Source organism: Sorangiineae bacterium MSr11954, from assembly GCA_037157815.1.
In the GTDB taxonomy this organism is placed as follows: domain Bacteria; phylum Myxococcota_A; class Polyangia; order Polyangiales; family Polyangiaceae; genus Pendulispora; species Pendulispora albinea.
The window spans coordinates 6,472,878-6,497,910 of the sequence record CP089984.1 but is presented as its reverse complement, the minus strand read 5'-3'; the positions used below and the strand labels follow the sequence as shown (position 1 = coordinate 6,497,910).

14 protein-coding genes are annotated in these 25,033 nt (G+C 66.6%); 12 read left to right on the top strand and 2 right to left on the bottom strand.

Going from position 1 to position 25,033, the window contains the following annotated elements:
• The first annotated feature begins 774 nt into the window (after nucleotides 1–774).
• Both LZC94_25005 and LZC94_25000 read left to right on the top strand, forming a co-directional pair.
• Nucleotides 775–2,535: a hypothetical protein gene (locus tag LZC94_25005; GenBank protein ID WXB11129.1), complete on the top strand. Its 1,761-nt coding sequence runs from the start codon at nucleotides 775–777 to the stop codon at nucleotides 2,533–2,535.
• 408 nt (nucleotides 2,536–2,943) lie between these two features.
• Nucleotides 2,944–6,951 carry a protein kinase gene (locus tag LZC94_25000; GenBank protein WXB11128.1) on the top strand — a complete coding sequence of 1,336 codons (4,008 nt, stop codon included), beginning with the start codon at nucleotides 2,944–2,946 and terminating at the stop codon, nucleotides 6,949–6,951.
• Between the two features lie 42 nt (nucleotides 6,952–6,993).
• On the opposite strand, the gene LZC94_24995 is transcribed toward LZC94_25000, so the two are convergent.
• A complete protein-coding gene (locus tag LZC94_24995) occupies nucleotides 6,994–8,712 on the bottom strand; it encodes a serine/threonine protein kinase (protein WXB11127.1) in 1,719 nt (572 codons plus the stop codon).
• Nucleotides 8,713–9,125: 413 nt separating this feature from the next.
• On the opposite strand from LZC94_24995, the gene LZC94_24990 reads away from it, so the two are divergent.
• Complete coding sequence (locus LZC94_24990; protein ID WXB20239.1) at nucleotides 9,126–10,871, top strand: serine/threonine protein kinase; 1,746 nt, start codon at nucleotides 9,126–9,128, stop codon at nucleotides 10,869–10,871.
• An 81-nt stretch (nucleotides 10,872–10,952) separates the two neighbouring features.
• Nucleotides 10,953–12,710, top strand: a complete 1,758-nt coding sequence (locus LZC94_24985) for an AMP-binding protein (GenBank protein WXB11126.1) — start codon at nucleotides 10,953–10,955, stop codon at nucleotides 12,708–12,710.
• A 265-nt stretch (nucleotides 12,711–12,975) separates the two neighbouring features.
• Here the strand turns inward: LZC94_24985 and LZC94_24980 are convergent, their stop codons facing one another.
• Complete coding sequence (locus LZC94_24980) at nucleotides 12,976–14,484, bottom strand: ABC transporter substrate-binding protein (protein WXB11125.1); 1,509 nt, start codon at nucleotides 14,482–14,484, stop codon at nucleotides 12,976–12,978.
• A 670-nt stretch (nucleotides 14,485–15,154) separates the two neighbouring features.
• On the opposite strand from LZC94_24980, the gene LZC94_24975 reads away from it, so the two are divergent.
• The 8 genes from LZC94_24975 to LZC94_24940 all read left to right on the top strand — a co-directional run bounded on the left by LZC94_24975 (nucleotide 15,155) and on the right by LZC94_24940 (nucleotide 25,010).
• A complete protein-coding gene (locus LZC94_24975; protein WXB11124.1) occupies nucleotides 15,155–15,937 on the top strand; it encodes an ABC transporter ATP-binding protein in 783 nt (260 codons plus the stop codon).
• Nucleotides 15,934–17,871, top strand: a complete 1,938-nt coding sequence (locus LZC94_24970) for an AMP-binding protein (protein ID WXB11123.1) — start codon at nucleotides 15,934–15,936, stop codon at nucleotides 17,869–17,871. Before LZC94_24975 ends, LZC94_24970 begins: the two co-directional genes overlap by 4 nt.
• Nucleotides 17,868–18,737: a branched-chain amino acid ABC transporter permease gene (locus LZC94_24965; GenBank protein WXB11122.1), complete on the top strand. Its 870-nt coding sequence runs from the start codon at nucleotides 17,868–17,870 to the stop codon at nucleotides 18,735–18,737. Before LZC94_24970 ends, LZC94_24965 begins: the two co-directional genes overlap by 4 nt.
• A gap of 3 nt (nucleotides 18,738–18,740) precedes the next feature.
• Nucleotides 18,741–19,802, top strand: coding sequence for a branched-chain amino acid ABC transporter permease (locus LZC94_24960; protein ID WXB11121.1), 1,062 nt, complete (start codon nucleotides 18,741–18,743; stop codon nucleotides 19,800–19,802).
• 11 nt (nucleotides 19,803–19,813) lie between these two features.
• Nucleotides 19,814–21,037: an ABC transporter substrate-binding protein gene (locus LZC94_24955; protein ID WXB11120.1), complete on the top strand. Its 1,224-nt coding sequence runs from the start codon at nucleotides 19,814–19,816 to the stop codon at nucleotides 21,035–21,037.
• A gap of 2 nt (nucleotides 21,038–21,039) precedes the next feature.
• A complete protein-coding gene (locus LZC94_24950; protein ID WXB11119.1) occupies nucleotides 21,040–21,909 on the top strand; it encodes an ABC transporter ATP-binding protein in 870 nt (289 codons plus the stop codon).
• A 600-nt stretch (nucleotides 21,910–22,509) separates the two neighbouring features.
• Nucleotides 22,510–23,421 carry a hypothetical protein gene (locus LZC94_24945; protein WXB11118.1) on the top strand — a complete coding sequence of 304 codons (912 nt, stop codon included), beginning with the start codon at nucleotides 22,510–22,512 and terminating at the stop codon, nucleotides 23,419–23,421.
• 53 nt (nucleotides 23,422–23,474) lie between these two features.
• Complete coding sequence (locus tag LZC94_24940) at nucleotides 23,475–25,010, top strand: serine/threonine protein kinase (GenBank protein ID WXB11117.1); 1,536 nt, start codon at nucleotides 23,475–23,477, stop codon at nucleotides 25,008–25,010.
• The last annotated feature ends 23 nt before the right edge of the window (nucleotides 25,011–25,033 follow it).

The following is a 25,033-nucleotide window of genomic DNA, read 5'->3' as shown; positions in this document are numbered from 1 at the left end:
AACATGGGCGCGACGCCCTGATTTTGGCGAGGCCGCGAATGGGCTGTCCGCCATCCATGGCGGTGGCGACCGGTAGGGTCAGGAGAACCCCGTCGACGGTGCACGCATCGTCGGCCACATCGCTCGCCGAACGGCGCGGAGCGACCGAGCCGAGAGCGCGCCTGGTCGCGTCGGGTGACGTCGGACGGAGGTGCATCGTCGACGGCCCGTGGGTGTCGTCCATCGGGATGCCGTTCCGCATCTCGTCGGGAGACGTCCTCCCGCATGCGCCACACCCCACAGCACCATTCGTGAACGGCACCCATCGCGCGAGCGCGAGCTCGTGATCGTGATCGTGCGCGCGAAAGGTGAGGGGAGCCCGCAGAGCTCTTGAAGGTCCGCCACGATCGAACCAAGGACCTCGCGGCATCTGCGGCCGAGCGCTTGCGCCGGACCTGCACCTTTGAAGTACGGTCGAGCATGGCCCCCATTTATCGTAGGGAGGGAGCGCGCCAATCCCATGCACGCCAACGCGTGATCGAGCTCCCTCGGCGGAGCGCGCTGCCTAAAATGAATATACATGGAAATTGTAAATCATATTTATTAAAATATTTAAATTTGGATCGACCGCACCAAATAGAAATTCCACATTCCAACTCGTCCCCGTCCCGATGTTCGACAGACGCATACGGCAATGCACCGCACCCGCACCCCATGCCCGGCACGCGCGCCGAAATGCACACACCACGACGCGCGACCCTTCCCGAAAGGCACGCGCGGATCTATTCCCTGCACATGCTTCGCTTCCCGCGTGCGCTCTGGCTCGCCGCCTTTTTCGCCGTGACGCTGGCATTGCCGTCTCTCCTCGCCGATTTCTACTGCGACGATCAAGCCATGGTCCTACGGCTCGAGAACATCGCGCCCGCGCCCGTCCCTGGACCGTTTCATCTCTATACGTTTGCGTCGGGGGCGCCGGAGCAGCGCCATTTGCTCGTCGACGGCGGGCCGCTGCCTTGGTGGACGTTCGACGGTTTGCGGCTATCGTTTTTCCGCCCGCTCTCGAGCGCCCTGTTTGCGTTCGACCACGCCATCGCGGGTCGCCGCCCGCTCTTTTATCATGTGCACTCCATCGCTTGGTACACGGCTGCGGTTCTCGTTACGGCCATGCTCTTGCGCCGCGTCCTGCCCGAGCGCGAAGCTGCCCTCGCCGCGCTGCTCTTCGCCGTGTCGCCCGCGCATTGGATGCTCGCATCGTGGCCGTCCGCGCGGCATGGTGCCATCTCCGGTGCGCTCGCCATGGCGGCCATCGCCCTGCATCTGCGAGCACGGAGGCAACCGGGAGCACCCGCGCGCCTCGTGCTCGCGGCGCTCGCGTGCGCTGCGCTGGGCCTCGCGGCCGGCGAAACGGCGCTGGGCGCGTTTGCTTACGTTGCGGCGTACGAAGGGATTGGCCGGCGGGAGCCGATTCGGGAACGCGTTCGCGCGCTCGCGCCATGGGGCGCGCTCTTTCTCGCCTATGCCGCGCTGTACGCGGGACTCGGATTTGGCGTGCGCGGATCGAGCGCCTATGTCGACCCCATCGCCCAAACCGGCGAGTACCTCGCGCGCCTCCCCACGAGGCTCGCCGTCTTTGCCAACGCGGCGCTCCTTGGCATCCCCTCGGAGCTGAGCACCCTCGCGCCGCAAGCGATCCCCGCGCTCGCGACCATGGGCGCCGTGGCGGTCGTGGCGCTGGCGATGCTGCTTCGCCGCGCGCGCCGGACGCTCGAACCGGAGCTTGCCCGCACCCTCGCGTGGCTCCTCGCCGGTGCGGCTCTGGCGGTGCTCCCGGGCGCCGCGGGCATCCCCGGAGACCGGATCCTCTTCATGCCCAACCTGGGGATTGCCTCGGCGTTGGCCGTCGTCTTGCTCCACGCTGGGGTCAAAGGCAACCGCGCGGCGCTGGCGGCGCTCCCGGCTCGCGCGGGGGTGGCGATCTTCGGGCTCGTGCACATCGTGCTTGGGCCGCTCCTCTTTGCGTTTGGCGCGGCGCAGCTTGCCTCTTCATCGCATGCCGCGCTGGCGGCGGCGGTGCGCGCCGAGATCCCCGCGCGCGATGGGGTGAATGTCGTGGGCATCGGGCTCGCCGATCCGCTGGTCGGTATGTACTTGCCCTCGTCCTTGTGGATCGCGCCGCGACCCGAGCCGAGGCCGCGCGCCGTTCACGTGTTGACCATGTCGCCGCGCGACCATGTCGTGCGACGAACCGACGCGCGGACCCTCGAAATCACCATCGTGAATGGCGTCTTGCTCCAGGGCGGTTTCGAAACCGTCGTGCGCCCCCCGAGCGCACCGCTTCGCGCCGGGGACACCGTGCCGCTGGGCGCATGGACCGTGCGCATCGTCGACGACGACGCGGGCCGGCCAAAGCGCTTCTCCGTGACCTTCGATCGCCCCGCCGACGATCCGTCCCTCGCATTCGTCACCTGGCGCGATGGCGCGCTCCGCGCATGGACCCCTCCGCCCATTGGACAGGAGGTCACGGTGAAACACGCGATCGGCCCCATGGGCATCTGAGCGTTCGCCCATCGTAGCATCGCGCTATCGATCCATCGCAGCATCGCACCCTCCCTCGGATCTGCGCCCGCGCAACATCGTCGCAGTAAAAACATTTCGTGCGCGGATCCCATTCCGCTTTTGCATTCGGAAACGATAAGAACGTTTCCAAATGGTGCAGCCCCGAGTCGCTCGTCCGCGGAGATGGCGATTGTGCACGTTTCGTTTCGACTTTTTCGTCGCGCTCACCGCGAGCTCGATTTTGAATGTCCCGTATTGGACACGCTCGACTCTTGGTTTATATACGCAGTGTATTCGAGAGATCCGTTGTGGTTCGCGAGACATCTCCCGCGCCCCTACATCGGAGTGCTTCCGCTCCTGCCGGGAGAGTCATGGCGAGCGCGCAGAACGACGATGTATTCTAATCGAATGCAGCCCAGCCTTATCGTCGCCGAGCGATTCGAAATCGAACGGCGCGCCGATTCAGGAGGGATGGGCGCCATCTATCGTGCCATCGACCGCCGGACGGGCCAACCGGTGGCCATCAAGATGCTCCGCGAGGATACGGCGGATCACCGCGCGCGATTCGGGCGGGAGGCCTCGTTGCTCGGCAGACTGCGCCACCCGTGCATCGTGAGCTACATCGATCATGGCGAGCTTGCCGATGGCGAGGTGTACATCGCCATGGAGTGGCTCGAGGGTCTGAACTTGCGGCAGCGCCTCGAGAAGGGGCCGCTCGACGAGGCGAGCGTCTTTGCCCTCGCGCGGGGCGCTGCGGCCGCGCTGGCGCACGCGCATGCCGTGGGGATCGTTCATCGCGATCTCAAACCGAGTAACCTCTTTCTCGTCGACGGCGACCCCGCGCGCGTGAAGCTGCTCGACTTTGGTGTGGCGCGTACCTTGGGGAGGACCGCCATTACGGAGGCCGGTGGCGTGGTTGGTACACCCGGCTACATGGCGCCCGAGCAGATCCGCGACGACGCCGGCCTCGATGCGCGTTGCGATCTGTTCGCGCTCGGCTGCGTCTTGTTCGAAGCCATGGTCGGCCGTCCGGCATTTGCCGCCGGCAACGTTCAGGCGCTCATGTTGAAGCTCCTCATCGAGGAGCTGCCCGCGCTCGGCTCCCTCTTGCCCGAGCTCCCGCCGCGCTTTGGCGCCTTGGTCGATCGCATGCTCGCCAAGGATCCGGCGCGCCGCCCCGCGAGCGCGGCCGCCGTCGTGCTCGAGCTCGAACGCGCCTTTCTCGGCGCGCCGGAGAGCGACGTGGGCGACCTGCGTGATTCGTGCGAGGTGCGCGATTCAGGTGCCCTGTGCGATCCGGATCGGCGCAGTGGAGGCGACGCGCGCGATTTTCGCGATCGGCGGGATGGCGGCGACGCGAGGAGCGCGGCCGGGCTGACCGTCGACGAGAAGCAGCTCATCTCGGTCATCTTCGCGGCGAGCCCGTCGACGGATCGCGAGCCCGAGACCCGCACGGAGCTGGGGGCGGACGAGCGCGGGCGGCGGGGGCGCGTCCGCGCCATCGGCGCGCAGTTTGGCGCGCACGTGGAGTGGTTGCCGCATGGCGCGATGATCGCCGTGCTGCGGAGTGGGCCCGCGTCCAGCGAACGAACCTTGCCGGTTGCCCGACGCTCGGAGCCGCGGGGAAATGCCGTCGACCAGGTCACCTTGGCCGCGCGGTGCGCGCTCGCGCTCCAACCCGTGTTTCCCGGGGTGCCGCTGGCGATCGGCACGGGCCACGCCGAGCTGCGCGAAGCGCTGCCCATGGGCTCCGTGGTGGAGCGCGTGGTCGACATGGTGCAGCGGGCGACGGGGGAGACGATCGTGCTCGACGACACCAGCGCGCGCCTGCTCGAGCTGCGCTTCGAGGTCGCCGAAGGCCGCCTTCTTCGCGAGCTCGAGGGCCCGACCACCGCACGAACCCTCCTCGGCCGCCGATCGCCCTTCGTGGGGCGCGACCGGGAGCTCGGCAACTTGCACGCGCTCCTCGACGAGTGCCTCGAGGATCGACGCTCCGGCGCGGCGCTCGTCACCGGCCCCGCGGGCACCGGCAAATCGCGATTGATCCACGAGTTCTTGGTCGGTGTGCGCGAGCGGCACCCCGACGTGGACGTATGGTTCGCGAGCGGCGATCCCGTCACCGGCGTCGTCCCCTTGCAAATGATCATGCAGGCCATGCGGAACGCCGCCGGGATCGGCGAACGCAAACCCTCCGCCTCGGCGATGGCCAAGCTCGAATCGCGCATCACCCGCCACGTCCCCGACGCGCAGCGCGCCGACGTTCGCGCCCTGGTCTCCGAGCTCCTCGGCGATACGCCCGACGATGGAAAGGCCGTGACCTCCACGCAAATCGATCCCGCGTGGCGCGCCGAGCAGGTTCGTCATGGCTTTCTCGCGGTGCTCGCCGCCGTGTGCGCGCGCCGGCCGCTGGTGGTCGTCCTCGACGATCTGCACTGGGCCGATGGAGCCTCGCTGCGCTTCCTCGACGCAGCCCTCGGCGAGCTGGCCGACCATCCGCTCTTGGTGCTGGGCCTCGCCCGCCCGGAGATCCGCCATGCGTTTCCCTCGTTGTGGGCGAATCGCCGCCTCGAAGAGCTCCGCCTGCCCAACCTCCGCCCGCGCGCCGCCGCCGAGCTCGCGCGCCATGTGCTCGGCCCCGGACCCTCCGAGGCGACGCTCGCGCGCATCGTGGGGCAGGCCGACGGCAACCCCTTTTACCTCGAGGAGCTCCTGCGCAGCGTGGCCGACGGTCGCGGCGATGCGCTGCCCGAGACGGTGCTGGCCATGGCCATCGCGCGCATCGAGGTGCTCGAGCCGGAGGCCAGGCAAATCCTCCGCGCGGGCAGCGTGTTCGGCGAGACCTTCACCTCCGACGCCATCGATGCCCTGCTCGAGGACAGCGCCGCGCGCGCGCACGCCACCAACCGCCTCACGGATCTGGTGAACCGCGAGGTGCTCCTCGGTCACCGGCTCGGCCCCGCCGAGTCGATCCAATACCGCTTTCGCCATGCTTACCTGCGCGACGCCGCCTACTCGATGCTCACGGAGCAGGACCGCGTCCTCGGTCATCGCCTGGCCGCCGAGTGGCTCGAGTCGCACGGACACGCCGAGGCCGGGGCCATCGCCGAGCACTACGAGCGCGCCGGCGATGGCCGCGCGGCCGCGCACTACCTCGCCGCCGCCCGTCGCGCGCTGCGCTGCAGCGATCCGGAGGCCGCTGCGCACTTGGCCGCGCGCGGGATCGCCAGCCCGGGGGCGAGCGCCGTCACCGTGAGCGAGCTGCGGCGCGTGCAGGCCCAAATTCACCAATGGCGCGGCGACTTCTCCTCCCTCGGCGAGCTCTCCGCGGTCCTGATGGCCGAGGCGGAGCCCGGCTCTGCGCTCTGGTGCAAGGCGGCGACGCACGCCCTCCACGCGTCGGTCTGGATCGGACCTCCCATCCGCGTACGGCGCAGCGTGCGGCGGTTCTTCGACACCCATCCGCTGCCGAGCGCCCTTCTCGACGATGGCCCCGCGCTCGCAGCCATGCTGCCCGCGATCTACAGCACGGGCATGCGGGTGTTCGCCGAACCCCTCTATCCGCACTTTCAGCGGTACGCCGAGTCGCTCGCCGAGGACGACGCCTTCATGCGCGCCGTGGTCTTGCGGACCGAGAGCATCCGCGCCCTGGTCCTCGCCGACGATCCCTGGGAGGCGCTCCGCCTGGGGCGCGAGGCCGTCCCCTTGTTCGATCGAGCGGGGGACACCCAGCGCTCGGTGCACGTGCAAGGCGAGATCGCGCTCTACCTGGGCGACATCGCCGACTTCGAGGGGCAAGCCACCGAGAACCGGCGGGTGCTCACCCTCTCATCGCATATGGGGTTCGGTCCGACCATCGGCCTCGGCGTCTGGGCGTACAACGTGGCCGAAATGGGGCGAATCCGCGAGGCGCGCGAGCTCATCGACCTGGCGCTGGAGCGCGCCGCCGAGCATCGATTCGTCACCGGCGAGGGCCCCGCGCGCGCCGCACGTGCGAGCGTCCTGCTGCTCGAAGGCTGCCCGCGGGAGGCCGAACGAGAGGCGCTGCGCGCCGTGCAGCTCGCGATCACGGTGCCGCGGTATGCGGCGTTGGGCTTCACCGCCCTGGTGCGGGCCCGCCTGGCGCAGGGTCGCATCGCCGCCGCCCTTCGAGCGAGCCGCGCCGCGATGGCGTTGGTGAAGCCGCCGCGCTCCATCGGCCCCACCGAGGCGGGCATCCGCCTCGTCCACGCCGACGCGCTCCACGCTGCCGGCGACCACGCACGCGCACGAGCCGCCATCGAGACCGCCCGCGCGCGCGTGCTCGCCCGCGCCGCCCGCTGCAAGGACGAGGAGGGGCGCCGCCGCTACCTCGAAATGTCACCGTCGGCCCGCGCGACCTTGGAGCGCGCCGCCCAATGGTCCACGGGCCGAACCTAACGCGCTCGCTTCGCTTCCATTCCAGGGACTACTTCCAGGGGACTACTTCCAGGGATCCGTGGAATCCAACGACGTCTTGGGCTTGTGCTTGGAGTGCGCCGGGGGCAAAAGCGACGACGAGCTCGCCCCCGCGGCGACTTGCCCAGCAGAGGAAGCAGAGGAGGACGGCGCGCCTTGCGCGGAGGCAGCCGCGTTCGCCGAGTCGCTCGCGCGCGGCACGTCTTTGCTCTTCGAGGACGTGTAACGCGGCGCGGGCGGGTCGTTTTTGGCCAATGTATAGGTCAGCGAGAAATCGTCGCGATCGAAGACCACATAGTCGGACTCCGGTTTGAACCCCGGCGCATCGATCTCGAGGCGGTGCGAGGCCCCGTCGCGCGGGAGCTGGCCATTGCCCGAAAAGGGAACCCCGTCGAGCCGAATGTTGGCGCTCGCCGGCACGACGGTGATCCGCACGCGCGACTTGGGCGCTTCGGCGGTGCTCGCGGCCATGGGCGCGGCGCCCGCACCGGCATGGGCAGGACCTGCAGCCGCGTTCGCGGCCGCTCCGCCCGCGGCCGCCGCCATGGGCGGATTCTCTTTCGTCACGTTCTTTTGCCCCACGACCGCGTACATGCCGAACCCCAACGAGGCGACCAAGAGCCCCACGGCGGCACCAATGGCGTAGCGCGAAAAGCTCGAGGCAGGCGCTTCGTTCGACGCGGACGTCGCGCCGGTGGGCGCGATCTGCGCGGCCGACGGCGTTGCCGTAAACGACACGGAACGTGCCCCCGACAAGCTGGGAACCGATGCCGGCGGCTGCGCGGCCGTAATGGATTTGACGCTGCTCGTCGACAACACCGGGATATCGGTGCCCGAGCGGCTCTCCCGCATCCGTTGATCGATGGCGTTGCGCACCAAGGTGCGGCGATCGTCGAAGAGCTGGCCCACGAATTGCCCGAGCTCGCGCGGAGACACCGGCGCCCGCCCCGGGAAGGATTCCAGCGCGTCCATCATGGCAGCCGCCGATGCAAAGCGCGCGGCGGGCTTGGCCGCAAGGGCGCGGCGGCAGATATCCAGAAGCTCCGGCGGGGTGCTGGGAGCGACCTCGGCGACATCGGGAATGTCACCCCGGGCCAACTGCATGAGCACATCGGTCTCGCTCACGCCCCGCCACATGGGCGCGTTCGCGATGGCGTGCCACATCATGGCGCCGATGGCAAAGATATCGGCCCGTCGATCGATGGGGATGCCCAGCGCTTGCTCGGGGGCGACATACCGCAGCTTGCCTTTGAATGTGCCGCTCCGCGTCTCGTTTCGCGAATCCGCCGCCTTGGCGATGCCGAAATCGAGCACCTTCACCGTGCCGTCATAGGTGACGAACACGTTGTGGGGCGTCATATCGCGGTGCACGATGGAGAGGGGCGCGCCGCCGTAGTCGGTGAGCTCGTGGGCATAATGTAGTCCGCATAGCGCCTGACTCAGGATATGCAGATACATAGGTAGTGGAAGGCGCTGGCCCTGGTCCGCGAGGCGCCGGGTGATGGCGGAGAGGGATTGCCCCTCGAGGTACTCCATCGCGATGTAGTGCGCGTTCCCGTCGAAGCCGATCTCGTTCGTCTGAACGACGTTCGGATGCTGGATCCGCGCCGCGATCCGCGCCTCCTCGAGGAGCATGGAGAGAAATTGCGGATCCCCGGCGATGTCCGGCCGGAGCTGCTTGAGCACGACCAATTTGTTGAAGCCCCCCAGTCCGCGGCTGATGGCGAGGTAGATGGTCGCCATCCCGCCACGACCCAGCTCGAAGAGCGGTTCGTACTTCGGACTTGCGGGGAGCGCAGTCGCTATATCGTTCAATGTTGTCCCCTCAATGATACACGCCACCCCCGCTTCCACCATAAGCAACCGGCCCTCAGAAGCCAGCTTTATCGCCCATCTTACGTGATTTTTCGAAGGTATGCGACTCTTCCGTGGTGTCGTCCTTTCGCCCCCCGCGAGGGTGGGCGGACGCCCGCCGCGCGCCCAGACTCTCCACCCTGGCCCGCGTCTCGCCGCACGGGATTAACGCCTCTTCCGTATTTGCATTAATGCCACGATTACGATGTGGCGCAAACAGCCGGCTGCCGGGCCGTGCAGGGGGCTCGATGCGCGTGCGACTTGTACCTTTCGACGCAAGTCGTTAGCGTTCCATTGTCGTGATGAAGGTGGGGGCGAGCGAGGAGCCCATCGACGGGCGGTATCGACGGATCGCCGAGTTGGGGCGCGGCGGGATGGCCGTGGTCTATTTGGCGGTGGTCTGGGGTCCGGCGGGCTTCAGCAAATTGCAAGTCATCAAGCAATTGCGGCCGGAGCTCACGGGCGAGCTCGATCAGGTGGCGATGTTCCTCAAGGAAGCGCGCATCTCGGCCCGCATCAACCACCCGAACGTGGTGCAGATCCACGAGATCGGGCGCGAGGGCGACGGCTACTTCATGTCCATGGAGTACGTCGAGGGCCAGACGCTCGACCACATTTTCCACGCGTGCAAAGGCGATATCCCCCTCCGGCTCCACCTGAAGGTCATCGCCGACATGCTGGCGGGCCTGCACGCGGCGCACGATCTCAAGGACTTCGACGGCGCCCCCCTCGAGATCGTTCACCGCGACGTCTCGCCGAGCAATGTCCTCGTCGGCTACGAAGGGGAGGTGAAGGTCGTCGACTTCGGCATCGCCAAGGTCGTGGGCTCGCGCTCGGAGACACGCACCGGGGTGCTCAAGGGCAAATTCACCTACATGGCGCCCGAGCAATTTCTAGGACAACACGTCGACCGGCGCGCCGACGTCTTCTCGGCCGGGGTCATGCTCTGGCACGCGGTGACCAAACGCCGCCTGTGGGGCAGGGACTTCAACGAGATCGAGGTCTATCGCCGGGTGATCGAGTCGCGCATCCCGCGACCGCGCGACGTGGACCCCACCGTGCCCCGCGAGCTCGACGATCTGGTGATGAAGGCCCTCGCCACCGAGCCGGCCAACCGCCACCAAACCGCCGAGGAGCTGCGCATCGCCATCGAAGCGTACCTGGCCCGCGAGGGCGCGCCGCCCACGGCCCGGGAGGTGGGCGCGCTGGTGAGCGAGCTCTTTGCCGAGGAGCGCCGCACGATCCGCGCGGCCATCGAGGCGCGCCTGCGCGAGGCCGCGCACGAGCCGGGTCACGATCCCTTGACCGACGTGCCCCTGCTCGCCGCGCTCTCGGCGTCTGCGGCGAACGCCGAAGTCTCCTCCGCGTCGATCGTCCCCTCGTCCACCGCCGGATCGGTCATCTCCGCCCAGGCGCCATCCCCTCCGACGTATCGCGCGCACGCTTATCTCGCGGCCAGCATCGTGGTGCTCGCGGCCACCATTCTTTTGGTGGCCTGGGGTCCTTGGAGGCAACCCCCATCGGCCGGCGGCTCAGGTTCATTGGCCCCTGCGGCGGGCGCCGCGAATGGAGCGGGCGGTGAGCCGGCTTCCTCGGCGGCGTCATCTCCCTCCTCTTCCATCGCTTCCATGGCGGCGGCGGCCCCCGCGGCTACGTTGACGGAGCTGACCGTTCGCGCAACGCCGTCCCAAGCGAAGATTTTCATGGACGATATCCCGTTAGGGCGAAATCCGTTCACGGGTAAGTTCTTGCGCGACGGGGCCAGCCATCGCGTGCGCGTGGAGGCGCTGGGTTTCGTTGCGCGCGCCACCCACGTCGAGTTCTCGACGCCGACGGCCACCGTCGACATCACCTTGGATCGCCAAACGCCCGTGTGGGCGCCCCCCAAAAAGGACAAAAACGTCCGATCGCCCCAATCGGGATCGGCGGCGGGGGGCCTTCCATCGGCGAGCAGTCCGTCGCCGGCTACGTCGCGTGATGTCAATTCGGACGATCCATGGGCCAAGCGAAAAAGGCCCGCGTTCGATTCATCGGACCCTTGGAAGTGAGATTTTCGACGCAACTCTGCTCTGCCGTGGCGGTCGCGTTAATACTCGACATCGAAACGCAAGGGCTGCATGCTTTCGGGCATGACACCGACGCAGGCCTTCGAGCGCGCGCGTGATATCCTGATTAAACATCGTGAGGACCTCGACCGCGCAAGGGCCGAGTTCCGCTGGCCCGAGCTGGGCGAGTTCAATTGGGCGTGGGACTGGTTCGAGGTCCTGGCCCAGCGAAACGACAAGCCGGCGATTCACATCGTCCGCGACTCGGGCGAAGTTCGAAGCGCGACCTACCGCGAGCTCGCGGACCGTTCGACGCGGCTTGCGCGCTGGCTTACCGACCATGGCGTCGCGCGCGGCGATCGCATCCTGGTGATGCTCACCAATGTGATGCCCCTCTGGGAAACCGTGCTCGCCGCCATGAAAATTGGCGCGGTGATCATCCCGGCCACCCCGCAGCTCACCCCGGACGACGTCGACGATCGCATCGCGCGCGGCAACGTGCGTCATATGGTGACCGATCCGGATGGGGCACGAAAGCTCCGCAACCCCGAGCGCCTGGGGGTCAAGCTGGCGGTGGGCGGCGCGCCCTCCTTTACTCTGTACGAGGATGCGTTGAATGCGCCGGCGTCCTTGGCACGTGTTCCGACGCGCGCAACCGATCCGTTGCTTCTTTATTTCACCTCGGGCACCACCGCAAAGCCGAAGCTCGTTTTGCACACGCACGGTTCGTACCCTGTCGGTCATTTGACCACGATGTACTGGCTCGGCCTGCGCGAGAGCGACGTGCACGAGAACATCAGCTCACCGGGTTGGGCCAAGCACGCATGGTCCAGCTTTTTCGCGCCGTGGAACGCGGGGGCCACCATTCTGATGCACGACGCCTCGCGCTTCTCCGCCAAGCGCACCTTGGAGATCTTGCACGAGCACGGGGTCAGCACCATGTGCGCGCCGCCCACGGTGTGGCGCATGCTCGTCCTGGAGTCGCTCGGAAAAAAGCCCTCGGAGCTGCGCGAGCTGGCCAGCGCCGGCGAGCCGCTCAACCCGGAGATCATCGAGACGGTGCGCGCGGCGTGGGGCATCACCGTCCGCGATGGCTACGGGCAGACGGAGACCACGGCGCAAGTGGGCAATTCGCCGGGCCTCTATGTCAAACTGGGCTCGATGGGGAGGCCGCTCCCCGGCTACGAGGTGGTGCTGCTCGACTCCGAAGGGCGCGAGGTCGACGAGGGCGAGGTGGCGTTGAAGCTCTCGCCGCGCCCCACGGGGTTGATGGTCGGCTACCTCGACGACGAACAGCGCGATCGCGCGGCGATGGCCGGCGGCTATTACCGCACGGGCGACGAAGCCCGCATCGACGACGACGGCTACATCCATTTCGTAGGCCGCGGCGACGACGTGTTCAAGAGCAGCGATTACCGCATTAGCCCCTTCGAGCTGGAGAGCGTTTTGCTCGAGCACCATCTCGTGGCCGAAGCCGCCGTCGTCCCCAGCCCCGATCCGCTGCGTCTCTCCGTGCCGAAGGCGTTCGTGGTGCTCGTCCCCGGCGTGCCGGAGACCGCCGAGACCGCGCGCAGCATCTTCGAGTTCTGCAACGACCGGCTCGCCGCCTACAACCGCGTGCGGCGCCTCGAATTCGCGAGCTTGCCCAAGACCATTTCCGGCAAAATCCGGCGGGTGGAGCTGCGCAAGCTGGAGGCGTCGCGCCGCGAGAAGAACGAGCGCGCCGTCTCGGAGTTCTGGCTCGACGAGGTGATTCCGCGCGGGGAGGGGGCGCACTCCGTGTCGGGGATGATCGCGGCCAGCCCCGCGAGCTTGGGGAAGATGAGGATTCCGAAGGTGTAAGCCGCCCAAATGGCGGAGAGCACCGGGCGCGGTTCGCGCGGGCGGTGCTCTCTCGCCGAGGGCGCGTTACGGAATTACCAGCCGCGGCTCGACGAGGTGATTCCGCGCGGGGAGGGGGCGCACTCCGTATCGGGGATGATTGCGGCCAGCCCCGCGAGCTTGGGGAAGACGAGGATTCCGAAGGTGTAAGCCGCCCAAATGGCGGAGAGCACCGGGCGCGGTTCGCGCGGGCGGTGCTCTCTCGCCGAGAGGGCGTGTTACGGGATTACCAGCCGCGCCATTCGTCTTGGCGGGCGATGTTGCGGTCGGCCTCGAATACGAGGTTGCCGTCACTGTCGATCTTGTAGATGGCGACCGAAGATTGCGGGCGATGATCCTGCGGACTGAATGTCAAGGCGGCGCTGAGGCCTGACGTATTCATGCCCGAGGGGGAGAACGACTCGTAGGCATTCTTCAGCGCTTCGGCCGTTACGACTTTCCCTTCCCCGACGAGGCGTTCGACCGCCAACCGAAACATCATGGCGCTTATGTAACCTTGAACGTACTTGGCCGACTTCGTGTTGATGCCCGCGCCGGCGTCGCCGTCACCCTCGGCTGCGCGCCATTTATTGTGGAGGTCGACGACCTTCTGCATTTCACTCGATCCGCGCGATCGATCCCCGTACGCGAGGAACGGTAGCACCCCGTGGACGTTGCCGACGCAAGCTCCCCTGCATTGCGGATACAGGCCTTCGTCGAATCCGTACACGTTGATCATGATTTGGACCTGGGCCGCCATGGGCGGATTGTAGGTCCTGAGTGCTTGATACGCCTTCTCCGCGGATTTTGCGATGAAAGCCGCAGTGCGTTGCGTATTTCCGACCCAGATCCAATCGACGGGATCGTAATCCGGATGCGTCTTCTTGTAGTCGAGCTCCTTTTTGAAATAATCGTAGACGATCGAATCGTACGTGGCTTCGTCGCTGGTCAGCGGCGTCTCGAGGTCTCGACCGATGTTGATGTTGATCGCGGGATCTCTGGCGTACGAGCGCCCGGCCGGTATCGGTCCCCTGCAGTAGGCTGCATTGAAGCAGTAGAAGAAACCGACGCGCTTCGCGCCCAGGCTCTTCGCGTGAAACATGGCCGTCCGAATGCTGGTCGAATAGTCGGTGCCGGCAAAGAAGCTGTAGGGGTAGCCTTCACTCTTGAACTCCTGCGACAGCGAGCTCTCGTTGAAGTTGGACCCGACCTCCGGAACGTTGGCCTTTGCGTTGGCGGGCAAGGGGGAAGCGAGTATGCCGCTGTAGGACGCGCTAATCGTTGGCTTCCTATGCTCGGTCGCCTTGGGGGCGAGCTGGATGGTCGTATCGCTGCCCCAGGTCATGACCTGTACGACGTCTTTCCAACTCGAATCCTTCGCCCAAGCTTCCCAGAAGCCCACGGCGTTGGCGGGAACGTACTCGTCGTTCTTCTCCTCGTACTCGATCTTGCAGCCGTCCGCATTTCCCTGCGCGGCGCCCTTGATGCCCCCATTCGCGTTGATCTCGTTGAAATAGTCCTTGATCCCCAGGGCATACGGAACTCCGACCTCCGAGGTCGGTCCCGTCAGGGTCATGATCCCCTTGACTTTGAGGCTGCCCTCACACTTGCCGACGGGCGCCTTCTTCGGCAGGCACATGTGATTCGTGCAGACGGTCGAGGCAAACCCTTGCCCCTTCGCCACGCACTGCGCGTCCGAGTCGCATTGGTCCTTGCTGCTGTCGACCACGAGCGAGCAAGCACTGACGACTCCCATAAGTGCAACCAACGCAAGGCCCCCGGTGCGTAGCATCCCGAAGCCTGTCAAGCGATTTGCCATCGAATGGCCTCCGATCGTCTGCAGGATAGATCAGAAAAATGGAACAGGCGTAATTGTCTATCGCATACCCGCCACGTATCTGACCATAGCTTTGGCGATGTCACCCCCACGTGGCGAGGGGGACGCGCACCCCGGCCAGGCGAAGACAGTCCAGCCCACATCCACCGATGTGCTGAGCGCCAATGTACGTGAAATGATTCAGCTCAGGGGCGGTAACCCGAGTGACCACCTCGACACCGGGTGTCACGGTCGAAGCACCCCGCGCCACCCGGCCGTGCGCCCTCCGCGCATCATCGAGAAGTAACCTCCATGGTCATAAATGGCCGCCGCTCCCAATCCGCAACAAGGACGGAATTTACGAAATCGGGTGTCGCCTCGAATACCGATTTGGAAGCGAGGCGTAGGTGCGCGAGGAGCATCCGCCCTCGCCGGTTGAGCCGTAAAAAGGAGCCCTTACGGGTCGTTGACAGCGCCATCGGGCGCCGCACATACTGCCTCCCAAACACCGGTTTCAACTCGTCGTCAATCCTTTGGAGCGCGGCCCACGACCCTCATGCGGGAGTACCGGTTTCCTCTCAATGGTAGCACCGTTGCGCCCGGGCAGCCGTTGCTCGAGATCGCAGACATTGGACTGCGTTTCGGCGGCGTTCAAGCGCTCGACGGCGTGGGGCTGACGGTCACGCAAGGCAGCATTCACGCGGTGATCGGCCCGAACGGCGCCGGAAAGTCGAGCCTCCTCAATTGCATCTCGGGCCTGTATCGGCCCGCGCGCGGCCGCATCGTGCTTCACCGCGGCCAAGGGACGGGCGGGACGGACGCCCTGCTCGGCCTCGAACCCCATGCCATTGCGCGCCTGGGCGTGGCGCGATCGTTTCAGAACATCGAGTTGTTCCGACATCTCACGGTGCTGGAAAACCTCATGCTCGGGCGGCATACGCGAATGAGCCTTTCGCTTCTCCCGTCGCTGCTCTGGTTTGGGGCCGCCCGCCGCCAGGAGATCGCCCACCGCGAGCTGGTCGAGGAGGTCATCGACCTCTTGGCGCTGCAGGCCGTGCGTCATAAACCCGTCAGCACCTTGGCCTATGGCTACGCCAAGCGGGTGGAGCTCGGGCGGGCGCTCTGCCTGCAGCCGTCGCTGCTCCTGCTCGACGAGCCGATGGCCGGCATGAACGCCGAGGAAAAAGAGGACATGGCGCGCTACATCCTCGACGTCAACGAGCTGGCCGGCGTGACCGTGGTCTTGATCGAGCACGACATGGATCTCGTGATGGATATCTCCCACCGCATCACGGTGCTCGACTTCGGGCGCCTCATCGCCGATGGCACCCCCGAGCAAGTCCGCCGCGATCCGCGGGTCATCGACGCCTATTTGGGCAAGGAGGCTTCGTGAGCGAAACATTTCCCCGCCTCTTGTTCGCGCTCGCCGCGTCCAAACCGCGCGAGGTCGCGCTGCTCGAGAAGCACTACGGCATCTGGCAGGAGCTCACCTGGGGCGAATACGCGGCGCGCGTTCGCGACTTCGCCCATGGCCTCTCCACCTTGGGCGTCGAGCGCGACGACGTGGTCGGCATCCTCGGCGACAACCGGCCCGAGTGGCTCGTCTCCGAGCTCGCCGCCCAGAGCCTCGGCGCGGCGGTGGTCGGCGTTTACCCCACCAGCATCGGCGAGGAGCTCGTGCACATCCTCGCGCGCGCCCGCGTCCGCGTGGTGGTGGCCGAGGATCAGGAGCAGGTGGACAAGCTCCTTCGCCTCGAAGACCGTCTGCCCGCCCTCGAGCGCATCGTCTACTCCGATCCGCGCGGCCTTCAGGACTACCAAGACCCGCGGCTCCGTGCGTTCACCGAGGTCGAGATGCACGGTCGCGCGCAGGCCAAGGCCCGCCCCGGATGGCTCGACGAACGGATCGCCGGCGGCCGCCCCAGCGATCCGGCCGTCGTATGCGCCACCTCCGGCACCACCGACTCGCCCAAGCTGGCCATCTTGTCGCACGCCAACTTGCTGACCATGGCCGCGCACCTGCACCACATCGATCCCTTTCGCCCCGGCGCGCGCTATGTCTCGTTCCTCCCGCTGGCGTGGGTCGGCGAGCAAATGTTGGCGGTCGCGTGCGGCCTCGCCCACGGCATCACCGTGTTCTTCCCGGAGGACTCGGACACCCAGCGCTCCGACTTGCGCGAGGTCGGCCCCGATGTGATGTTCAGCCCCCCGCCCATCTGGGAGCAAATGCTCTCCAGCGTGCAATCGCGGATCGGCAACGCCGGTTGGTTCAAACGGCGGATCCTCGGCTGGGCGTACGGCGTCGGGGAGACCATGGCCGCGTGCCGCGCGCGCGGCCAGAAGCCCGCCGCGGGCCTATGGGCGGCGCACGCGATGGCCGATCTCATCGCCCTGCGGCACGTCCGCGATCAACTCGGGCTTTTGCGCATCCGCCGCTGCTACACGGGCGGCGCCCCGCTTTCGCCCGACGTGTTTCACTTCTTTCATGCCATCGGCGTCAAGCTCAAACAAGTCTACGGGCAGACCGAAATCTGCGGCCTCGCCGTGTGCCACCGCGACGACGACGTGCGCGATCACACGGTGGGCGCGCCCATCCCGGAGACCGAGGTGCGGCTGGCCGAGGACGGCGAGATCCTCCTTCGCTCGGCCAGCGTCTTTGGAGGCTACTTGCACGATCCGGAGGCGACGGCCAAGGTGGTCGACCCCGACGGCTGGCTCCACACGGGCGACTCCGGATACTTCGAAGGCCATCACTTGGTCGTTATCGACCGGAGCTCGGACGTCTTGCGCATCCCCGATGGGAGCCCCTTCTCCAGCTCCTTCATCGAAAATAAGATCAAGGTCTCTCCTTATGTAGAGGAGGCCGTGGCCTTTCATGGCGCGGGCGGCATCACCGCCATCGTCTGCCTCGAGCCAGGGACCACCGGTGCGTGGGCCGAGCAGGCCCGCATCGGTTACACCACCTACTCCGATCTGGCGACCAAATCGGAGATCGGAGAGCTCCTCGCCGAGGAGATCGCCCGCGCCAACCTCGACCTCCCGCCGGCGGTCGCCGTGCGCCGGTTCGTGCTCTTGCACAAGCCGCTCGACCCCGACGACGACGAGATCACGCGCACCCGCAAGGTGCGCCGCAGCGTCATCGCGTCTCGTTATCGCGATATCCTGGCGGCCCTCGACCGCGGCGATGAGTCCGTCGCCATCAAGACCACTGTGCGCTACCAAGATGGATCGGAGGTGGAGCGCAGCATCGTTCTGCCGATTCACACCCCGCTCGCGCCCGAGCAGCTGACCGGGCGGCGCCGCCGGCCGGTGTGGAGCGCCGCATGACGCAGTTCATTCAGCTCACGGTGTACGGCTTGGCCAACGGCGCCATCCTCGCCCTGGCGGCGCTCGGCTTCGTGCTCGTCTACAAAGCCACCCGGGTCATCAACTTTGCGCAGGGCGAGTTCTTGCTCGCGGGCGCTTATGCCTTTTACTCCGGCTGGGTGCTGCTCGGGCTGCCCTTGATCGCCGCGCTCCTGTTTGGCGTGGCCGTGGCCGTGGGGCTGGGGGTCGCCATCGAGCGCTTCTCGCTGCGCCCGCTCATCGGGGAGGATCCCATCGCCGTCATCATGGTGACCGTGGGCCTCTCGGCCGTGCTCAAGGCCACCGTGCAGCTCTTTTACGGGACCACCCCGCTCACGATGCCCAAGGTGCTGCCCGCCGGATCCATCTCCCTCGCCGGCGCCCACGTGCCCTTGGATCGCGTGGTGGCGGTGGCGGTGGCGGCGCTGGTGCTGAGCGCCTTCAGCGCTTTCTTCCGCTGGTCGCGGCACGGTGTGGCCATGCGCGCGGTCGCCGATGATCAGCAGGCGGCGCTGATGCAGGGCATTTCGGTCACCCGCATCTTCGCGCTCGCGTGGGCGCTGGGGGCGGTGAGCGCGCTCATCGGAGGCATCCTGCTCGCCGACATCTCCGAGTTGAGCCAGAACCTGGCCGGCTTCGGGTTGATCGTCTTTCCGGTGGTGATCTTGGGCGGCCTCGAGTCCATCCCCGGCACCATCGTCGGCGGCATCGTCATCGGGCTGGTGAGCCAATATGCCGAAGGCTTCTCGCCCGGCGCCTCCCAAGTCGCTCCTTATTTGCTGCTGGTGCTCATCCTCCTCTTGAAGCCCCACGGCCTCTTCGGCCAGCCGCGGATCGCGCGCGTCTAAATCATGCCCTCCACCGCCACCGGCATCTACCACACGTCGTATGGGTCGGAGCTGCGCCTGCGCCACACCCACGCCGAGAAGATCCGCTTGGGGATCCTCGTCGTCGCGCTCGCGGTGCTGCCCTTCACCCTCGACAACTATTGGCTCAGCATCGTCAACAGCATCGGCATCGCGGCCATCGGCGCCGTGGGCCTCAATATCCTGGTCGGCTTCACCGGCCAGATCTCCATGGGCCAAGGGGGCTTTTTGGCGGTGGGCGCGTTCACCTCGGCGCTGCTCTCCAGCCGGGCGGGCCTGCCGGTGCCCCTCTCGATCGCGGCGGCCGTGATGCTCACGGCATCGGTGGGGGTCGTGGTCGGCCTGCCCGCGCTGCGCCTCCGCGGTCTCTATTTGGCCATCGCCACCTTGGCGAGCCAGCAGATCATCGAGTTCGTGATTCGGCGGTGGCGCTGGCTCACGGGAGGGCAGGGCTTCCTCGACGTCCCGCGCCTGAGGCTCGTTGGCCTCGAGATCCCCAGGGCCCACTTCGAGCTCACCTGGTACGCGATCATCCTCGCGCTCGCGACCTTGGCCGTCCTCGGCGCGCGCAACGTCTTCCGCACCGCGCTCGGCCGCTCGTTCATGGCGGTGCGCGATCATGAAATCGCGGCCGCCACCATGGGCGTCCATGTCACGCGCGCCAAGCTCACCGCGTTTGCGCTCTCCAGCGGATACGTGGGATTGGCCGGCGCCCTGACCGCGCACTACACGGAGACGGTCACCTGGGAGCGGTTCACCATCGATATCTCGGTTCAGTATCTGGCCATGATCATCGTCGGGGGCTTGGGGAGCGTGGCCGGCTCCGTTTACGGCGCCGCGTTCCTGATGCTCTTGCCGCCGGTCCTGGCCGAGCTGGCGACCGCCGTCCGCGACAAGGCGCCGTTTCTGTCCGAGCAGCTGCCGGCGGTGCAGCAGGCGGCCTTCGGGCTCGTCATCATCTTGTTCCTCTTGTTCGAGCCGCGCGGCCTGGATCGCTCGTGGCGTCGCGCCAGAGAGTACTTCGCGTGTTGGCCATTCCGTTACTAAGGAGAAAGCAAATGATGAAGCGACTCTTGACGATCGCGGGGGCGGTCATGCTGTTGCTCCCGGCGTGCAAAGGTGAATCGGGCGGCACCGACGGAAAGAACGACAAAGGCGCCGGGGCGGCCGAGGCCAAGAAAGAGACAGCCAAAGACATTTCGCTCGGCGTGCTCGCCGACTTGACCGGCGCCACCGCCGACGTGAGCCGCCCGTACAACGAAGGCATGCTCGCCTACATCGATAACCTCAACAGCTCCGGCGGTGTGAAGGGCCGGAAGATCAACGCGATGAGCGAGGACTACGCGTACAAAGTCCCCGCGGCCGAGGAGAAGTACAAGAAGTACGTGCAGGCCGGGGTCATCGCCATCGAAGGGTGGGGGACCGGCGACTCCGAGGCGCTGCGCGGCAAGGTCAAAGGCGATCAGCTGCCCTTCATGTCCGCCTCCTACGCCGAGGTGCTCACCGATCCCGCGCAGTCCCCCTACAACTTCGTGGTCGCGCCCACCTACTCCGATCAGATCCGCGTGGCCCTCGACCGCATCGCCGCCGAATCGCCCAACGCCAAGGTGGCCGTCTTCCACCATGACTCACCCTTCGGCAACGCCCCCATCGAGGACGGCGAAAAGTGGGTCAAAGAGAGAGGCTACAAGCTCGGCTACAAGACATATGCCATGAAGACCGGCTCCACGGACTTCGTGGGCTTGCTCCAACAAGCCAAGGATCAAGGGGCCACCTTCATCGTTACCCAGAACGTCTCCAGCCCCGCCGCGACGGTGGCGCGCGATCTGGCGGCGCAAAAGCTGAATATGAAAATGGTGTGCTTGAATTGGTGCTCGGACGAGCTGTTCATCAAGCTCGCGGGCCAGGCAGCCGAGGGGCATTGGATGGTTCAGCCCTTCACCCCCCCGAGCGTGCCGAAGCCGGGTCACGACACAGTACGTGCATACTGCAAGGCCAAGAACATCGATCTGGAGGCCAAGGGCCTACACTTCGTTCAAGGTTGGTACACCATGCACATCATGGCCAAGGGTCTCGAAAAGACCCTCGGCGACGGCAAAGAGCTCACGGGCACCAACCTTCGCGCGGCATTGGAGACGATGGAGGCCGTCGACACCGGCGGGGTGATCGGCCCCGTGAAGTTCTCGGCCGAGAGCCATCGCGGCGCCACCGCATCCGGCGTTTACAAAGTGGAGGGCGGAAAGATGGTGGAGGTCGCGGCGGCGGTGACCCCCAAGAAATAGCCATGACGTTCCCGCCCGAGTCGCAAACGAAAGCGCTCACCCGTGCGAACCCGCACGGGTGCCTCCTCGCGGTCGAGAACCTGGAGGTCGTCTACGACGACGTGTTTCTGGTCCTGCGCGGGCTCTCGCTCTCGGTGACCGAGGGCGAGGTCGTCGCGCTGCTCGGGGCCAACGGCGCCGGCAAGTCCACGGTGCTCAAGGCCATCACCGGGCTTTTGCCCACCGAGCACGGCGCCATCACCGACGGCACCGTGAGCTTCGGGGCGGGGGACGTCACCCGGCTCGACGCGGCTGCACGCGTGCGACGAGGCATCTCGCTGGTGATGGAGGGGCGGCGCGTCTTCGAGCACCTGACCGTGCACGACAACCTCGTCGCCGGCGCGTACTCGCGGAGCGGCTCCACCGCTGGCCGCGCCGGTCGCGTTGGGGCGGCCGATTTCGACCGCGTCTATGCCTTCCTGCCTCGCCTCGCGCAGCTGCGCACCCGGACTGCCGGTTATCTATCGGGCGGTGAACAGCAAATGCTGGCGATCGGGCGCGCGCTCATGGCGCGCCCGCGCCTGCTTCTCCTCGACGAGCCCTCGCTCGGATTGGCCCCGCTCTTGGTCGACGAGGTGTTCGCGATCATCCGGCGGCTCAACCTCGAGCTGGGGCTCACCGCCCTTTTGGTCGAGCAGAACGCCCGGCGCGCGCTCGGCCTGGCCCACCGCGGTTATGTGATGGAGGCCGGCCGCATCGTGCTGGAGGGAACGGCCGCCGAGCTGGCGGTCAACCCCGACGTGAAAGAGTTCTACTTGGGCCTCGGCGAGCACGGCCACCGCCGGAGCTACCGCGACGTCAAACACTACAAGCGGCGCAAACGCTGGTTGTAGTTCGAAGTCCGCGGGTGAACTGGAAAGCGATTTCCAAAACATCGCTTTCCGTCGCGCGGCAGGCGCGCGCGGAGGTCCCAAGGCATCGCGCCAAGTGCGATGTGGCCGCTCTTACGGAAGCCCATCGCACCGCCGAGGGCCGGATCCTGCACGATCCAGCGGGATTCGTGCCCGATCGGTAGGCCTCGCGCGCTCGCTGGGACGGTCGGCGACGAGCAACTCTGCCGGATGGCTATCATGGAAAAAGTACGATTTGATGCGGGCGCAGAGGTTAGTAAGTACTTGAGGGCGCTAAAATCGATTTGCGAAAATGAATCGAAACATGGCAACGGTGGGGCAAAGTGCTATTGAGTGACTTCGTAGTCAAGAAGCCCACAATATGGTGCTTCGATGCGAACGTGATGGTTCGTTGTCACTGAATAGCGTTCACGACACGCGACAAACGTGTCACATTGTGTCAATTAGTGGAGAGTGAGAGTTCGTTCAAAGCTCGTCGGGATCGCGCCCGTCAGGTCGACCAGATTGCGCAGGTTACGCTGGATAGCCTGGTTCGGCGTGGGGTGTCTGGTCGCTCTCGCACCGCCGGCTCGCGCAGACGATGTGTCGGGGGCGAGGGCCGACTACGAAATCGGCGCCGCCGCCTACGATCGCAGGGACTTCGGGAAAGCGGCCATTTACTTCGCGCGCGCGGATGAGCGTGCGCCGAACCCGCGCGCCCTGCAGCTCGCCATGGCGGCTGCGCTGCGCGGCCCCGATCCGGAGATCGCCATGGAGCTCGTCGACCGCGCGGAGTCGCGCGGCGGCGACGGGGCGGTGTCGGAGCTCGCGCGCCGGCTTCGAAAGAGGTTCACGGGGTCCATCGGCAAGGTGCGGATCGTCTGTCCCGAAGACATTCCTTGCTGGGCCAATGTCGATAACAGTGAAAAAGACGTCGCTGGTGGCCATACGGTATGGGTGATGCCCGGAAAACACGTCATGCACGTGCAAGCCGAAAAGGGCAGTCCTATCGATAGAGAGTTTTCGGCAGTGGCGGGTACATCTACCGATGTGAAGGTGTCGGCCTCCGAGCTGGTGCCGCCGACGCCTCTGGTGCAGGAAAGCGAGCACGTTCGGGACACGCCCCTCAAAGAAGTAGCGCCCACCCCCCTGCCGGCCCCGCCGCCGCCGAAACCGGCTTTGGCGGAGCCGCCGCCGCGCTCGCACAAGCTCCCGCCCGCCTATTTCTGGTCGGCGCTGGGGGCGACGGGCGCCGCGGCCATCACCTCCACTGTGCTGACGGTCATCACTAAAAACCGTTACGACGATTACGTCGCCAATCCCATTACGCGAAACGCCGACGACGGCGCGGCCGCGCAGAACCGCGCGCGCATCGCGTGGGGCGTGACCGGGGCCTTCGCGGCGACCACGATCGTCTTGGCGGTGCTGACCGATTTTCACGCGCGCCCCAAGAGCGAAAGGGTAGGGCTCGCGGTGAGCCCGTCATCGGTGCTCGTCGTCGGACGCTTTAAATGACCTCCACGCCACGTCCGCGCTACGAGATATTGGCACCTCTCGGAGCGGGCGGCATGGCCACGGTGTTCGTTGGCCGCCACCGCGACGAAGATGGGGTGTCGCGGCTGGTCGCCTTGAAGCGCGCGCACCGTTACGTGCGCTCGACCCCCGACGTGATCGACGCGCTCCGGCGCGAGGCCCGCCTCGGCTCGTACATCCACCATCCGAATGTGGTGGGGGTGCAGGACGTCGAGGACGAAGACGGCGAGGTGGTGCTGGTGCTCGATTACGTCGAGGGCACGACCCTCTCGGCCATCATGCGCCGGCTCGACACCGACAAGAGACCGCGCGAAATGATGCGGATTTTGCTCGATACGGCCTGCGGGCTCGACGCCGTGCACCGCGCCACCGACGACGAGGGCCGGCAGCTCCTGCTGGTGCATCGCGATGTCTCCCCGAGCAACGTGCTCATCGGCCGCGATGGCATTGCGCGCCTCTCCGACTTCGGCATCGCCAAGACGCTCGACCAAACCATGGAGCGCACGGTGACCGGGGTGCTCAAAGGCAAAGTGGCGTACATGGCGCCGGAGTACGTCGAGCGGCACCGCGCCGACGCGCGCAGCGATCTGTTTTCACTCGGCGTCGTCGCATGGGAAGTGCTCACGGGTCGCCGCTTGTTCAAAGGCGCCACCGATTTCGAGACGCTCCGGCACCTCGGGTGGAAATACGTGCCGCCCGTCTCCGATTTCGCGCCCGCCCTCGCCTCGCTCGACGAGATCGTTTTGCGGGCGCTGGCGCGCGATCCGGAGCACCGTTATACGAGCGTCGGCGCCTTTGCAAATGCGCTGGAGCGCCACGCCTCGGCGGCCAACTTGGTTGGAACCCACGAGGAGGTCGCCGCGCTGGTGGAGTCGCTCTTCGGGGCCGAGCTCACCGAGCGCCGGCGTCTCCTCACCGAAGAGGTGAGCGAATCGTCGGTCGATCTCGCGCCCGAGCGGGACACCAAAACGCCAATCGTCATTTCGCTCTCGCACGGGATGCACCCGCCCGTGGTATTTCCCGGCACGACCGGATTTATCCACCCTACGTCCGGTAGTCTGGTATTTGGGCCTTCGCTCGGCCATACGACCGAAAGCTCGTTCGTCCACCCGCCCTCGAGGGGGCAATTGGGCGTCCTGTCGGCGCTCCTGGCGGCCGTGTTCGTGCTGAGCGCGGGCGCCGTGCTCGCCTTGGGCGGGCGCTCGCATCCTCCGGCGGCGCCGGGATTGCCCGCGGCGTCCGAGTGGCCCGCACCCACGGCGGCGACGGCGGCGACGGTTGCGGTGGCGGTCACGACGTCGATTGCGACGGGTAGCACACCGAGCGCACCGGTGACGTCGAGTACTCCTTTCGCCGATGTATCGTCGCCGGAGGGCCTCGTCGAGCTGCCCATCGTTCCGTCTGCCAATAGCAAGGCCCAGGCCCCCAAGGTCACGTCCAGCGCAGCGCCACCCTCCAAGCCGCCGGCCCTGCGCGTGCGGGATGACGCGCCGCCCGCGTCCAGCATCATCCCCGGAAAAGCACCCACGAACCCTTATGGGCATGGAGAGAGGCGCACGGGCCGACATTGATGATTTCCAAATGATCGCGAAAA